This is a genomic window from Williamsia sp. Y712, from assembly GCF_059445525.1.
In genome coordinates this window covers 2,658,930-2,673,772 of record NZ_JCAIUN010000001.1, presented here as the reverse complement: position 1 = coordinate 2,673,772, position 14,843 = coordinate 2,658,930, and the positions used below count along the sequence as shown (strand labels likewise).

General features: G+C 64.0%; 15 protein-coding genes. 9 read left to right on the top strand and 6 right to left on the bottom strand.

What is annotated here, in order from left to right:
* Positions 1-18 precede the first annotated feature (18 nt).
* The gene (locus AC1D75_RS12250; RefSeq protein ID WP_495515469.1) at positions 19-1,251 is read left to right on the top strand and encodes a cytochrome P450; all 1,233 of its coding nucleotides are present in this window, start codon (positions 19-21) and stop codon (positions 1,249-1,251) included.
* On the top strand, positions 1,248-1,439 hold the full coding sequence (locus AC1D75_RS12245; RefSeq protein WP_495515468.1) for a ferredoxin: 192 nt from the start codon (positions 1,248-1,250) through the stop codon (positions 1,437-1,439). The genes AC1D75_RS12250 and AC1D75_RS12245 overlap by 4 nt, the downstream gene beginning before the upstream one ends.
* A 29-nt stretch (positions 1,440-1,468) precedes the next feature.
* Here AC1D75_RS12245 and AC1D75_RS12240 read toward each other — a convergent pair whose 3' ends face one another.
* The 4 genes from AC1D75_RS12240 to AC1D75_RS12225 are packed head-to-tail and all read right to left on the bottom strand — an operon-like array spanning position 1,469 to position 5,101.
* A complete protein-coding gene (locus AC1D75_RS12240) occupies positions 1,469-2,266 on the bottom strand; it encodes an SDR family NAD(P)-dependent oxidoreductase (protein WP_495515467.1) in 798 nt (265 codons plus the stop codon).
* 28 nt (positions 2,267-2,294) lie between these two features.
* Positions 2,295-3,065: an SDR family oxidoreductase gene (locus tag AC1D75_RS12235; RefSeq protein WP_495515466.1), complete on the bottom strand. Its 771-nt coding sequence runs from the start codon at positions 3,063-3,065 to the stop codon at positions 2,295-2,297.
* Positions 3,066-3,117: 52 nt separating this feature from the next.
* Positions 3,118-3,879 (bottom strand): crotonase/enoyl-CoA hydratase family protein, encoded by a 762-nt coding sequence (locus tag AC1D75_RS12230; protein WP_495515465.1) that lies wholly within the window; start codon positions 3,877-3,879, stop codon positions 3,118-3,120.
* Between the two features lie 46 nt (positions 3,880-3,925).
* Positions 3,926-5,101, bottom strand: coding sequence for a thiolase family protein (locus tag AC1D75_RS12225; protein ID WP_495515464.1), 1,176 nt, complete (start codon positions 5,099-5,101; stop codon positions 3,926-3,928).
* Positions 5,102-5,272: 171 nt separating this feature from the next.
* On the opposite strand from AC1D75_RS12225, the gene AC1D75_RS12220 reads away from it, so the two are divergent.
* The 7 genes from AC1D75_RS12220 (at position 5,273) to AC1D75_RS12190 (ending at position 12,827) form a co-directional block, all read left to right on the top strand.
* On the top strand, positions 5,273-6,091 hold the full coding sequence (locus AC1D75_RS12220) for an enoyl-CoA hydratase/isomerase family protein (RefSeq protein ID WP_495515463.1): 819 nt from the start codon (positions 5,273-5,275) through the stop codon (positions 6,089-6,091).
* 26 nt (positions 6,092-6,117) lie between these two features.
* Entirely contained in the window at positions 6,118-6,921 is an 804-nt protein-coding gene (locus tag AC1D75_RS12215; protein WP_495515462.1) for an enoyl-CoA hydratase/isomerase family protein, read from the top strand.
* Positions 6,912-7,703: an enoyl-CoA hydratase/isomerase family protein gene (locus AC1D75_RS12210; protein ID WP_495515461.1), complete on the top strand. Its 792-nt coding sequence runs from the start codon at positions 6,912-6,914 to the stop codon at positions 7,701-7,703. Before AC1D75_RS12215 ends, AC1D75_RS12210 begins: the two co-directional genes overlap by 10 nt.
* On the top strand, positions 7,703-9,208 hold the full coding sequence (locus tag AC1D75_RS12205; RefSeq protein WP_495515460.1) for a class I adenylate-forming enzyme family protein: 1,506 nt from the start codon (positions 7,703-7,705) through the stop codon (positions 9,206-9,208). Before AC1D75_RS12210 ends, AC1D75_RS12205 begins: the two co-directional genes overlap by 1 nt.
* On the top strand, positions 9,201-10,781 hold the full coding sequence (locus AC1D75_RS12200) for a class I adenylate-forming enzyme family protein (RefSeq protein ID WP_495515459.1): 1,581 nt from the start codon (positions 9,201-9,203) through the stop codon (positions 10,779-10,781). The genes AC1D75_RS12205 and AC1D75_RS12200 overlap by 8 nt, the downstream gene beginning before the upstream one ends.
* A gap of 128 nt (positions 10,782-10,909) precedes the next feature.
* Complete coding sequence (locus AC1D75_RS12195) at positions 10,910-11,341, top strand: PaaI family thioesterase (RefSeq protein ID WP_495515458.1); 432 nt, start codon at positions 10,910-10,912, stop codon at positions 11,339-11,341.
* A gap of 4 nt (positions 11,342-11,345) precedes the next feature.
* Positions 11,346-12,827, top strand: coding sequence for a class I adenylate-forming enzyme family protein (locus AC1D75_RS12190; protein WP_495515457.1), 1,482 nt, complete (start codon positions 11,346-11,348; stop codon positions 12,825-12,827).
* A gap of 17 nt (positions 12,828-12,844) precedes the next feature.
* On the opposite strand, the gene AC1D75_RS12185 is transcribed toward AC1D75_RS12190, so the two are convergent.
* Positions 12,845-13,927, bottom strand: a complete 1,083-nt coding sequence (locus AC1D75_RS12185) for a phosphotransferase family protein (protein WP_495515456.1) — start codon at positions 13,925-13,927, stop codon at positions 12,845-12,847.
* Between the two features lie 19 nt (positions 13,928-13,946).
* Positions 13,947-14,786, bottom strand: a complete 840-nt coding sequence (locus AC1D75_RS12180; RefSeq protein ID WP_495515455.1) for an SDR family NAD(P)-dependent oxidoreductase — start codon at positions 14,784-14,786, stop codon at positions 13,947-13,949.
* Positions 14,787-14,843 lie beyond the last annotated feature (57 nt).

The following is a 14,843-nucleotide window of genomic DNA, read 5'->3' as shown; positions in this document are numbered from 1 at the left end:
CACAGCGGTGGAGGAAGTATGACCAAGTTCGAATCTGGGCGAACCACGTTCGAGGCCAAACTCGTATTCGATCCGTTCTCGCAAGAGTTCTTCGACGGTGCATACGACACCTACCGGCGAATGCGTGAAGAAGCCCCGGTCTACTACAGCGAAGAATACGACTTCTACGCACTGAGCAGGCATGCCGATGTGGCACACGGCCTCACCGACTTTGCCACCTACTCGTCCGCGCGCGGTGTGGACCTCGCACAGGTCCGCGTCGGCGGCGCCGAGAAGTTCAAATCCATCATCGTGATGGATCCTCCCGACCACCGTCATATGCGCGGACTGCTCAGCAAGGTGTTCACTCCGCGGGCCATCAACGCACTGCGGCCGATGGTCACCGAACAGGTTGATCGCTTTCTCGGCGAGGTCGATCCGGACGAGTTCGACCTCGTCCAAGACTTCTCGGTGTATTTCCCCGTGGAGGTCATCACGCGGATGCTCGGAGTGCCTGCCGATCGCAGGCAACAGGTTCGGTTGTGGGTCGACGAGATGCTGCATCGCAATCCCGGCCAGGTCGAGATGTCGGAGGCCGGGCTGCAGTGCGCCATCGACACGGCTATGCTCTACTACGGGCTCGCCCAGGAGCGCCGCGCAGATCCACAAGACGACATGCTCACCAAGCTGGTCAACGCCGAGATCGAACGCGAAGACGGCAGCACAACCGGCCTCGACAACATCGAAATCGCCAGTTTCACAACGTTATTGGGTGGAGCAGGCGCCGAGACCGTCGCCAAGCTCATCGGCAACGTGGGCGTACTCTTCGCCAAGCACCCCGATCAATGGGAGATGCTGCGAGAAGATCGCAGTAAGATCCCGGCGGCGATTGAAGAACTACTTCGCTATGAGGCCCCGGCACAATACAACGTGCGGTATTCACTCAAAGAGGTGGAACTGCACGGCGTCACCATTCCGGCGGGCAAGCCGGTGTTCCTACTCGGTGGCTCGGCCAACCGCGATCCCGAGGCCTTCACCGACCCCGACACGTTCAACATCGACCGCGATCGTAGCGAGGCACAGAACCTCGCCTTCGGGTACGGGATCCACAGCTGCCTCGGTGCCGCACTCGCGCGCATGGAGAGCGCCATCGCCATCGATCGGTTGCTCGACTTCATGCCGAAGTTCACCGTCGACGCGGACCGCTGCAAACGGGTGACCATGCAGAATGTGGCCGGATGGAGCAACGTACCCGTCCGGGTGGTCCGATGAGAGTTCAGGTCGACTTCGGACTGTGCGAAAGCAATGGTTTCTGCATGGCAGTGATCCCGGAGGTCTTCGAGCTCGGCGACGACGACATGCTCACCCTTCTCGACCCCGAGGTCACACCCGAAAACCTGGACCTGATCAAAGAAGCGGTGCGCCAATGCCCCCGTCAGGCCATCACGATCGCTGAATGATCACCGCCGGCCTGATGGTCGAGTGCAGATCAGGTGAAGTCGGTGCCACCGTCGACGTTCACATTCGCCCCGGTCATGTACGAATTGGCACGTGAGGCCAAAAATGTCGCCACGCGTGCTATTTCGTCGGGTAATCCGGCCCGCGGCAGGTGCGCGGGATGCCCGAAGTGTTTGTCGATCGCTGCCATCAGTTGATAGGGATCGTCACTGTCGATGCCAACCGATGTGGCCCATGCGATCAATGAATCCGACGCCACGCTGCCCGGCGAGATCACGTTGACCATGATCTCGTCCGGCGCCAGGTACAGCGACAGATTCTTGGAGATACTGGTGACCATCGCCTTTGCCGCCGTATAGGCCGGTAACCGAACACTCTGTCGCTGTGTGGAACCGGCCGAGAAGTTCACCACCCGCGCCCATTCGGCCTGCCGCAGAAGCGGTAGTGCCGCCCGGACGGTGTGGACCATCCCCATCACACCGTCATCGAATCCGGCTTGCCACTGCTCATCGGTGAGGGTCTCGAAGTCGCCCTGTACGTTCGGGCCTGCAGCGTTGATCAGCACGTTAAGGCTGCCATCCCACCGCTGCCCCAGCTCGTCGAAGACCTCGATCACGCGCGCCTGATCTCGGATATCCGCGACCAGGCCGACCGCATCAGGGCTACCGGACGTGGTGAGTTCGGCGACGGCGCGCTCGAGGTCGGAAGGTGTCCGGGCCAGGACGGCAACGCGCGCACCCTCTTCGGCAAGGCAGCGGGCGGTGGCCAGGCCCATGCCCCGGCCACCGCCCGCCACCACTGCAGTGGCCCCGCGAAATCCAAGATCCATGATTTTCGATCCCTGCGCTGTGGGGTGTCTACTTCGGCTGAAAGCGCTGGGCCCCGTCGATCCGGACAACCTCGCCGTTGATGTAGGTGTTCTCCAGGAGGTAGTGCGCCAGTCCCGCGAACTCGTCCGGTTGGCCGAGCCGCTTCGGGAAGGGCACCGACGCAGCGAACTTCGCCAGTCCTTCTTCGCCGAGCAATTCCATCAGCGGGGTCCGCATGGTGCCCGGAGCGATGCTGTTCACCCGGATGCCCACGGCACTGAGGTCACGGGCGGCAGTCAGCGTCAGCGAGATCACTCCACCTTTTGCTGCGGCATAGGCGGATTGGCCGATCTGTCCCTCATATCCCGCGATAGAGCTGGTCATCACGATCGCGCCGCGAGCACCGTCGGCCTTGGGCTCGCGGGTGGCGATGTTCGCCGCCGCCAGCCGCAGCACGTTGTAGGTGCCGGTCAGATACAGCGCGATCGTATCGGTGAAACCCTTCTTGGTGTGCGGGGTGCCGTCGCGGTTCACCACTTTTTCCAGGACCCCGAAGCCGCCGTGCGCGATCACCACGGATCGGAAGTCCCCCAGCTCTTCGGCTTTGGCGATGGCGGCGAACACCGAGTCGTCGTCGAGCACATCGGTGCGGACGTAGGCGACCTTGTTGCCCAGTTCCTCTGCCAACGCCAGCGCCTTGTCATCGGCCAGATCGGCGATGACAACGGCGGCACCCTCGCTGTGGAGTTTGCGGACGGTTGCCGCGCCGAGGCCTCCCGCGCCTCCGGTGACAAGTACTGACTGACCTTCAAATGACACGGAAGTCTCCTAGAAGTGAAGTGTTACAAAGTGTTTGCGGAACGGGTGAGGACTATTCGCCCGACCAATTGGGCTTGCGCTTCTCCGCGAAGGCCACAGCACCTTCCTGGGCATCCTTGGAACCGAAGATCGGGATGATCAGCTCCATCTGCTTTTCCCACATCTCCTGTTCGCTCCAACCACGAGATTTCACGATGATCTCTTTGGTGGTCGCGACCGCGAGCGGGCCGTTCGCGGTGATCTTCTCGGCGAGTTCCAGTGCCTTGTCCAGTGCCTCACCGGGTTCGGCGACAACGTTCACGAATCCGAATCCGGCGGCTTCCTCGGCGGTGAAGCTGTCGCCGGTCAGTGCCAGTTCCAGGGCCTTCTGATACGGGATGCGATCAGGCAACCGCAGCAATCCGCCGCCCGCGGCCACCAGCCCCCGCTTGACCTCTGGGATACCGAACTTCGCTGTCTTCGATGCCACCACCAGGTCTGTGGCCAACACGAGTTCGGTTCCACCGGCCAGTGCGTAGCCCTCCACGGCCGCGATGATCGGCTTGACCGGCGGCTTCTCGGTGAAGCCCATCCCCTTGCCTTTGATGTGCACCATCTCCCCGGCAGCGAAAGCCTTCAAATCCATACCGGCGCAGAAGTTGCCACCCGCCCCGGTCAGCACCGCAACCGACAGCTCCGGACTGCTGTCGAGTTCGTCGACCGCATCGGCCAGTCCCTGACTGACCGCCAGGTTCACCGCGTTTCGCGCCTCCGGACGGTTGATGGTGATGACCAATGTGCGCCCGCGACGCTCGACAATGACCTCGTCTGACATGCCTTACCCCTCGTTGGATGATGTTGTTTCGGACCTCGAAGAAAACTCAGACCTCGACGACAACGGCGCCACCCTGGCCGCCGCCTGCGCACATGGCCGCGACTCCGATGCCGCCGCCCCGTCGCTTCAGCTCATACAGAAGCGTGGTGACCATCCGCGCGCCGGACGCGGCGATGGGATGCCCCAGGCTGGCGCCACTTCCGGAGAAGTTGACCCGCTCTTCGTCGAGCCCGTACTCGCGCACGGCTGCGATCGGCACCGAGCAGAACGCCTCGTTGATCTCCCACAGGTCGACGTCCCCGGCCGCAAGGCCCGCGCGATCGAGGACCTTCCCGATCACCGCGACCGCACCGAGCCCGGTGTCGCGTGGCGCGAGCGCCGAAGCAGCCCATGCCTTTACGGTGCCCAGGACCTCCAGGCGCTCGGCCAGCGCGTAATCCTCGTCCACCACAACCACGGCCGCTGCGGCGTCATTGATCCCACTGCTGTTACCCGCGGTGATCGAGAAGCCGTCGATCTCGGGATGCAGGACCGGCAGCGCCGCCAACCGTTCCAAACTGCTGTTGCGCCGGGGATGTTCGTCGACGCTGAAGTCGACAACCGTGCCATCGGGCAGTTCGATCTTCAGTGGGAAGATCTCGTCGGTGAACTTTCCGGCGTCGATCGCGGCGATCGCACGCTGATGCGAACGCAGCGCCCAGGCGTCCATCTCGGCGCGGCTGATGCCGACCGCCTTCGCCGTGTTCCACCCCACGGTGATCGACATGTCGAGGGTCGGTGCGTCCGGCGTCTCCGGATGGCTCGGCGGCATCCAGCCCTCTTTGAACTCCAGCTCCGGGCCCGGGATCCGCCACTTCATCGCCGGCCCCGTCGACAGTGATTGCACACCGCCGGCCACCACAACGCGCTCCATTCCGTATCCGACCTGTGCCGCCGCGTTGCCGATGGCGGTGAGACTGCCTGCGCAGTGGCGGTTCACCGCCTGTCCGGGCACGGTTTCCATCCCCGCGGCGACCGCAGCGTAGCGCGCCAGGTCACCACCGCCGTAATGCGACTCGGCAAGAATCACGTCGTCGACTGTTGCGGGATCGACGCCCGCGCGGCGTACGACCTCGGGGAGGACGGCGGTCGCGAGTGTCTCGGCAGGTGTGTTGACGAGCGCACCTTTGAACGATCGGCCTATCGCCGTCCGTGCTGCACCAACGATGACGGGTGTGGGCATTTTTCCAACCTCGGGCTCTCGGGCCGCGTCCCCGCGAACGGGCGCAGCGTGATGATCACAAGCGGCGAATCCAAATCGTAGCATCTACCGTAGGTCTAACAGTATGCTTATTTGGAACCTGATCGACGCCTTCGGTTCACCGCGGCACAGCAGAGAGGTGTGGACTACATCATGGGCGACTTGAACCCGCCGGATCCGGCCGATGGAGAACTCACCGTCTCTGCCGACGGCGGAGTACTGCGCATCGTGATCGATCGCCCATCCCGGCGAAATGCCATGACCCACGCGATGATCGACGCTTTCGTCAAGGCTTTGACCGACGCCGCGACCGATGACTCCCTGCGGGTGGTCCATATCCGCGGCAGTGGCGACGACTTCTGTGCCGGTTCGGATTGGGTGGCAACGAACAGGACCGATCAGCGACCCCGGGCAGGCAATCTGATCCGCCGTATCCCCCATACCGCGCACCGGGTGATCGAATTGGTCACGACCATTCACCTCCCCGTGGTCTGCAGCGTGCGAGGTTGGGCGACCGGACTGGGCTGCAGTCTGGCACTGGCTGCCGACTTCACGGTGGCCGACGAGCGCGCCGTCTTCTGGGAACCGTTCATGGCGAGAGGCTTCACGCCCGACTCCGGTGCCACCTGGCTGCTGCCGAGACTCATCGGCATCGCCCGGGCGAAGGAGATGCTCCTGCTCGGCGAAAAGGTGACCGCAGCCCAGGCGCAGGAGTGGGGCATGATCCACCGGGCCGTCGCCGCCACCGAGGTCGACAAGATCTCCACCGACCTGGTCGACCGCCTCGCAGGCGGGCCCACCGTCGCGATCGGTCTGGCCAAGGCATCGATCAATTTCGGTCAGGGCGCATCTCTCACCGACACGATGAACCACGAACTCACGGCCCTGGAACTGGCTTGCAGAACAAGCGATTTCAAAGAAGGGCTGTCGGCGTTCAAAGAACGCCGGACACCAGACTTCGATGGTCGATGACCATCTCCCGACCCCGAGGAGCACCCATGTCGTTCGACTGCATCAAGTATGAGGTCGACGGCCACACGGCCACCATCACCCTGAACCGTCCGGAAGCACTCAACGCACTCAGCCCTCACATGATCACCGAGTTGCGCAGCGCCTACGACGAGGCCGAGAACGACGAGGCCGTCTGGCTCATCATCGTCACGGCTACCGGGCGGGCATTCTGCACCGGGGCCGACGTGAAGGAGATCCCCGGAGACGGCAAGGTCATCAACGAGCGTCCGTATCTGTCGACCTACGATCAGTGGGAAGCACCGCAGGAGGGCACCCCGCCGTTTCGCACCATGGCCAAACCGATTGTGGTCGCGGTCAACGGGTTGTGCTGCGGCGCCGGACTCGACTGGGTCACCACCGGCGACATCGTGATCGCCTCCGACAAGGCGACCTTCTTCGATCCGCACGTCAGCATCGGCCTGGTCGCCGGCCGTGAGACGGTCCGACTGGCCCGGGTCCTGCCCAGATCGGTTGCCCTGCGGATGGCTTTGATGGGCAAACACGAACGGATGAGCGCGCAACGGGCCTACGAACTCGGGATGGTCAGTGAGGTTGTCGAACACGACCGGCTCCTCGAACGTGCGCACGAGATCGCCGCGGTGGTGAATTCGAATGCGCCCCTGGCGGTCCGGGGTACCCGGCTGGCGATCATCAAGGGTCTTGACCTCCCGCTCCACGAAGCCGAGATGCTGGCCGAATCATTCCGCGAGCGTGTCACCCGCACCGAGGACGCACTCGAAGGTCCCCTGGCCTTCACCGAGAAGCGCGCACCCCATTGGCAGTGCCGATGAGCAGGTCATTCGACACCCTTCTACTCGAGGTCGATCCGACCGACCGAGTTGCCACCATCACCCTGAACCGGCCCGACCAGCTCAATACGTTCAATCGGACGATGTGCCACGAGATGGCCGAGATCTGGCAGACGGTCAAAGATGACAACCGGGTCAACGCAGTGGTCTTGAGGGCAGCCGGAACCCGCGCGTTCAGTGCCGGACTCGACATGAAATCGGCCTACGGCCAACCGAACATCGTCTGGAACCACGAGGATCCCGGCGAATTGCTGAGCCCGAAGTGGCAAAAGGTGTGGAAGCCGGTGGTCTGCGCGGTGCAGGGCATGTGCACCGCAGGTGCGTTCTACTTCGTGAACGAGGCCGACGTGGTCATCTGCTCATCCGACGCGACGTTCTTCGACTCACATGTCTCTGCCGGTCTGGTATCGGCTCTCGAACCCATCGGGTTGATGCGGCGGGTCGGCCTGGGCGACACCTTGCGGATGGCACTGATGGGCAACGACGAGCGGGTCAGCGCGCAGACCGCCCTTGACATCCGATTGGTCACCGAAGTGGTTCCGGCCGAACAACTCTGGCCGCGGGCCCACACCATCGCCGCAGCCATCGCGGCCAAACCACCCACCGCCACCCAAGGCACCGTGAAGGCGATCTGGGAATCGCTCGACAAACCGTATCGGGCTGCCATGGACCAGGGCCTGATCTACACCCGGCTCGGCAATCCGATCGGCAAAGACGAACTCGCCGCCGCACCACTGGTCAAGCAGACGCCGAGGATCCGCTGATGACCGACCCCACCGACGTCTCCATCCGGCATCCATTGGGCAGGCGCATCGCCGATGTCCTGGCCCTGCAACCGGATACGCGCGCGATCGAACACGAGGGCACCTGGTCCACATGGGGTGACCTCGCCAGACTCGCCGACCGGGTCAGCGACCTGGTCCATCGCCCCGGCGTCGACCGACGCGTCGGCATCCTGCTTCGCAATCAACCGGCACACGTGGCCACCCTCCTTGGCGTGTTGATGGCGGGCGGCAGCGTGGTGGTCATCAACCCGTCACGCGGAGACGATCGCACGCGAGCCGACATCACCGCCTTGAACCTGCCGCTGATCATCGGAACCGCCGATGACATCACCACACTGGTTGCAACGTCACCTGATTCGACCGTTGCGTCCATCTCCGACCTGACTTGCCCGCCGGTGTTGCAGGAAGCCGGCCGGGTGAGCGTGGACCGCGAGCACGTGGACGCCGACGTTGCCGTACGCATGCTGACCAGCGGCACCACCGGTCCACCGAAGCGGGTGGACATCACCTACAACATGTTGGCGCGCAGCGTGATGGGTCACGACCGGACCTGGCCGACGTCACCCACTGAGTTGCGCAACGGAGTGGCGATCGTCAATGCGCCACTGGTGCACATCGGCGGGATCTACCGGGTACTGCAATGTGTCAGTGAGGGCCGATCCTTTGTCCTGTTGCCGCGCTTTGATCTCGACCGGTGGGCCGATGCCGTTCGCGCCCACCGGCCCCGGGCGGTCTCCCTGGTCCCCACCGCGTTGCGGATGGTCTTGCACTCGGACCTGACCCGCGATGATCTGCGCAGCATCAAGGCGGTGACCTCGGGTACCGCGCCACTGTCGGTCGAGGACGCCGAGGCGTTCACCGAGAAGTTCGGGATTCCAGTCCTGACATCGTATGCGGCAACAGAATTCGGTGGCGGTGTGGCCGGCTGGACCTTGCCTGACCATCAGCAGTACTGGGAGAGCAAGCGAGGCAGTGTGGGTCGGGCATCCGGCGGCGCACAGTTACGTGTGGTCGATGTTGACGGCATACCGCTGGACCCCGACGAATCCGGGGTGCTCGAGGTCAAACCGGGTCAGATGGGCGCCTCGGCACCCTGGCTTCGGACCACTGACCTCGGTCGCATCGACCCCGACGGTTTCGTGTGGATCCTCGGGCGAGCCGATCAGGCGATCATCCGCGGTGGATTCAAGGTGATGCCCGACGATGTGAGGCTGGCACTCGAACGTCATACCGCCGTCGCCGGGGCCGCCGTGGTCGGCCGCGAAGACCCGCGACTGGGCCAGACCCCGGTGGCCATGGTCGAACTACGTACGAACGGATCGGTCGATGCCGACGCATTGTGTGACTACCTGCGGAAAAATCTGGCGCGCTACGAGATTCCCACAGAGATCGCCATCGTCGACGAGATACCCAGGACCCCTTCCGGCAAAGCCGATCTCGGTGCTGTCCGCCGCCACTTCGACGTCGGCGGTTCACATGCCTGATCCCCAGGCCACAGCACTCACCGTCGACCGAGTGGTGAAATCCGTTGCCGCACAGTACCCGGACAAACCGGCCGTCATCGATCCCGACCACCGGATCACCTACGGCGACCTCGATGCCTCAACCCGGGAGGTGGCAGCAGGTTTCATCGAGGCCGGGGTCGGGAAGGGTTCCCGGGTCGGGTTGATCATGCCCAACAGTGCCCGCTGGGTACAGATTGTTGTCTCGCTCACCCGGATCGGGGCCGTGCTGGTCCCACTGAGCACGCTGCTATCGCCGCGAGAACTGGTGGCACAGTGCGAGGTTGCCTCGATCGAGTACCTGGTGAGCGTTCGCGAGTTCCGTGGGCACCGATATCTCGACGATCTGCAGGCGGCGCTGGATACCGGCGATTTCACCGACCAGATTCTCTACCACCCCGCATTGCCCTCGCTGCGGCGGGTCTGGACCGACGACGGCCTGCCTCGGGCGGCCGAGCCGTCGACGATGGCCCAACTCGTCGACGCGCTGGCCGAAACCGTACATCCCGACGATCCGCTGGTCATCACCTTCACCTCCGGCAGCAGCGGCATCCCCAAGGGTGTTCTCCACTCGCACGCAGGCGCGCTCGGTGCGGTGGTGTCCGGACTCGCCGACCGATGCATCACCGCCGATACCCGCCTCTACGTTCCGATGCCGTTCTTCTGGGTCGGAGGTTTCGGGAGCGGTGTTCTCTCGACACTGCTCGCAGGCGCAACGCTCGTGACCGAGCAGATCCCCCGGCCAGAAACCACGCTGCGCCTGCTCGAACGTGAACGGGTCACCCTGTTTCGCGGTTGGCCCGATCAGGCCGAGGCACTCGCCCGGCACCAGCAGATTGTCGGGGCAGACCTGTCCTCGCTCGTCGCCGGCAGTCTGGATGCCCTGCTGCCCGCCGGCCAACGAGCCGCACCGGGTGCCCGGGCCCGCCTGTTCGGCATGACAGAGACCTTCGGTCCCTACTGCGGATATCCGGCGGATACCGATATGCCCCGGTCCGCCTGGGGTAGCTGCGGAAAGCCGTTCGCAGGCATGGAGGTTCGGATCATGTCCGAGCAAGGCCCGGTACCAACCGGATCACCCGGAGAAATCCAGGTCCGCGGCCCGCATATCCTGCGCGGGATCTGCCGGCGAGGACGCGACGACACCTTCACGCGCGATGGCTTCTACCCCACCGGCGACCTCGGCCACCTCGACGACAACGGATTCTTGTTCTACCACGGCCGATCCGACGACATGTTCAAGGTCAGCGGCGCCTCGGTGTACCCGAGCGAGGTGGAGAAGGTGCTGCGCGGGATCGCCGGCATCCAGGCGGCGTATGTCACCGATGTGCCGGTCGGCGGTGCACAGCAAGTCGGCGCAGCGATCGTCTGCGACACCTCCACCACCTCGGTCGAAGAATTGCGAGCCGCGGCGGCCGCCGCGCTGAGTTCGTTCAAGGTGCCCACCGTGTGGCTCCTTGTCGATTCGGACGACGACATCCCGCGTGGCGGCACCGGCAAGGTCCCGGCGCCACAACTCCGTGAACTGCTGTGCACCACCGCCGGTGGTAACTGAAACCACAGTCGAACAAATGAAGGGTCTGACATGTTGGCAAAGGGCGCTCCGCTCCGGGATCTCCACCAGCCCTGGGCAATTGAGGACCTCGCCGTCGGTGACCACCTGCCCTCACCGAAAGGAACTCCATGAGCTATACCAACACCATTGGCGAGTTGTTCGATGAGATCGGATTTCGGCAGGCCTCCGTCGATGGCGCCGCCATGGCGTGGGAACTGCCGGTGGCACCGCACGTCGTCAACCTCTCGGGTGGAATCCAGGGCGGACTGTTGGCAACGCTGGTCGACATCGTGGCCGGCCGGCTTGCCCTCGACGCCTGCGACGGCAATGTGGTCACCTCCGACCTGCACCTGCGTTATCTACGGCCGGTGACCGCCGGAGTTGCGCAGGCCACGGCACGCATTGTGCACGCAGGCAAACGCAACGTCATCATCGATGTCGAGATCACCTCCAGGCCTTCCGACGAACTCGCCGCCATCGCAACCATCAGCTTCGCGCGGGTACGAGGGCAGTCGCCGTTGGTTTCGACAGTCGACCACGCCGCTCCAGAGCTCGGATGAATCGATGACCATCGACGCCGGTACCCGATTTGCCGCCGAGCTGGATGACCGGCTGGCCGGATACGGCGATGCCCCGTTCATCGAGTTCGGCCGGCAGTGGTACTCCGGCAACGACATAGCGCGGTATCGCGAGTTGATCGACAACGCACTCGTCGAAGCGGGAGTGCAGGCTCACGAATCCGTCGGCATCGTGGTCCGCAACCGGGTGCCGCATGCCGCAGCGCTCTTCGATTTCATCGTGGCACGACGTCCGATGGCGATGATCTATTCCTACCAATCCGAGAGCTCCATCGCCCGGGACATCGAGGCACTGCGCCCGGCGGCAGTCATCACCGATCGCCAGGACTGGACCGCACCTGTTGCCGCGGCCTGCCGCACGATCGGGGCCTGCGCAATTGTGTTGTCTCCGACCGAACCCACGGTCGAACTGGCGGCGATGCGCGACCGCAAGACCGGAAACACCGGCGGAACCTTCGACCTGCCCGGACTCCACATCCTGACCAGCGGGACCACCGGTCCACCCAAGCGTCTCCCGCTGCCGACCAAGGCACTCCAGCACACCGTGCTCAGCATGACCATCGGCCAGAACGCGACACCCGATGATCCACCGGAACTGGTGTATTGGCCGTTCGGGAGCATCGGGATCTGCCAATTGCTGGCCGCTCCGTTTCTCCAAAAGCGCATGGTGCTGCTCGAAAAGTTCACCGCCGATGAATGGGTGCGAGCGATCCGCACCTATCGCATCGCCCGGACCGGGGTGCAACCGGCGATCCTGCGTATGGTGCTCGAGGCCGGTGTTCCGTCAGAAGATCTCGCGTCCTTGCAGTACCTGCCGGGCGGATCCGGCCCGCTCGATCCAGAGCTGCGCAAGCGATTCGAGGAGAAGTACGACGTAACCCTGTTGTGGGGCTACGGCGCAACCGAATTCGCGGGTTCGGTCTGTGCGTGGACACCGGACCTACATCGTGAGTTCGGCGCGTCCAGGCCCGGCAGTGTCGGCAGGCCGTTGCCGGGTATCGAGGTCCGGATCATCGACCTCGGCACCGGGGCGCAGGCACCGACCGGAATGCAAGGTCGACTCGAAGCCCGATCAGAAGTACTCGGAAACGGTTGGGTGGCAACCACCGACATCGCATCGGTCGACTCCGACGGATTCGTGACGATTCACGGACGTGGCGATGGCGCGATCAACCGTGGTGGATTCAAGATTCTTCCCGAAACCGTCCGCAGCGTGCTTCTCGGACATCCGTCAGTGCTGGACGCGGCGGTGGTGGGTGTCGAAGATCAGCTACTCGGTCACGTGCCTTTTGCCGCCGTCGAGGTCCGCGCCGGACTTCCGGTCCCGACAGAACAAACGCTGAAAGACCTGGTCCGTGAGTCACTGCCAAGCCACCACGTCCCGGTGGCGATCACGATCGTCGATGAGTTGCCCCGCAATGCAGCACTGAAGGTGCAGGTGAACGAGGTGGCCGCGCTCTACTCGTGAATCGCCCCGCCTGCGTTTCAGGCAGTTGCTGCGACCAGCTCCAGGCTGCCCAGGTCACGGATCGCCTGACACCCGCGTTGCAACATCACCTCGAACAGCTGCTCCCCGCGGTCTGTGCCGGTTGCGAACGCGCAACCCAGCGAGGTGATCAGCAGGGTCTGCAGCATGCCGAACCTGTAGTCGCGCCAACATGTTTCGAGTGAGTAGTCAGCAATTCCATAGCCGGTGAGCGCTTGGTGATAGGCGTCGACCACACCCTCTTCGATGGCGGCGCGCAACTCCGACTCGACGCTGGTTCCGACGAAGTACGCCAGATCGCGGGCCGGTAGTCCCACACCCAGTGTCTGCCAGTCGACCACCGTCAGCTTTCCGTCGGCGCCGAACAGCATGTTGTCCAGCCGGAAGTCGCCGTGCAACAGCGCAAAACGTTCCGGAGAATCGCTCAGCCACGGTTTGACCATGCCCATTGCGTCGGTCAGGGTCACGCGGTCCGCGGCCGACAATCGGTCGCCGAGTTTGTCGATGGTCATGCCTGCGCTCATCTGCGCCACATCACTCAACCCTGACATGGCGGAAACATCCTTCGTCGCGAAGGCCAGGCCGGAGAAATCGTGCCAGGCGGGATCGCACCAGGTCGGTCCATGAAGTCCGGCCAGCGCCCGCGCCACCGCCAGGGCCTGTTCCTGTCCGCAACCACGGATCTGATCGCCTTGCACCGCACCGACCTCATCAGCGAGCAAAAGCGCGAAGTTCTCTCCGCCATCGGCGATCTCGTTGTGGTAGCACCGCGGGATCGGAACCTGCACCAGGTCGGCAACCGAGTCATAGAACGCACATTCGCTGACGTACCCCAACACCAGACCGTCGCGCACGCTGTCGTCCTGGGCCGGGAGTTTCAGCACAAAACTGTCGGGCAGGTCTGCGCGGCCCGCGGTGTACGTGGCATTGATCCGGTAGGTCGCGGCGGTCTGTCCGGTGCCGATCGGGCTGACCGCCACCTCGGCCACCGTCACCGGTGCGCGTCCGACACTCAGCACCCCTGACAGCCAGGTGTTGGTGACGTCGGAGGGATACCGCGGGATCGACAGCGTCGCACTCATGGGCGTGTTCCTTTGGTGGTCACTTCTGCAGGCTGTTACCGCTGTGTGCGGAGCGGGACTGCGCCACAAAACGAATGGACATCTTCTGCATCAGGCCCGGTGCGAGCCGTGCAAATATCCAGGCCATCCGCGAACGGGCCGGTGTCACCAGCAAAGCGCGATTTCGTTCGATGGCCCGCAACGTGTCCCGGGCGAGTCGATCCGGATCGTGAAAGTGCTTGGTTCCCTGGCCTTGCCGGAAGAAATCGCGGCCATCGAAGTCGCCGACAGCGCCCTTCTCGATGATCGGTGTCTCCACTGCACCGGGGCAGATCGCCAGGACACCGATGCCGTGTGCGGCAGCCTCGGTACGCAGGGCGAGCGACAGTCCCACCACCGCATGCTTGGTCATCACGTAGCTGGTGATCTGGCCGGTCGCGGCCAGCCCCGCCATCGACGACGTATTGATGATGTGACCGGCCCCCTGCCGGATCATCACCGGATATGCCGCCGAAACACCGTGCACCACACCGCGGATGTTGATATCGATGATGGCGTTCCACTGGTCCAGAGTCAGCAGTTCGGTGTCGCCGCCGAAGAGTATCCCGGCATTGTTGAACATCAGATCGAGGCGACCGCAGCGCTCGACCACACCGTCGACAACGGCCTGGACAGCGACTGCGTCCGTGACGTCGAGTCGCTCGGCGCGCGCCGTTCCGTCACCCACTGCCGCCTCCGCGACGGTGCGGGCCGCATCAGGATCGATGTCGGTGCAGGTGACGTCGGCGCCGGCTGCCACCAGAGCGCGGGTCAGTGCCGCACCGATTCCGGAGCCACCGCCGGTGACAATCGCGACTTTGCCTGCAAACGTTCCACTCATGCGCGCAACCATACGGTAAGCCCAACGGCAATACGTGCGCTTTCGCCCGTCGAGTGG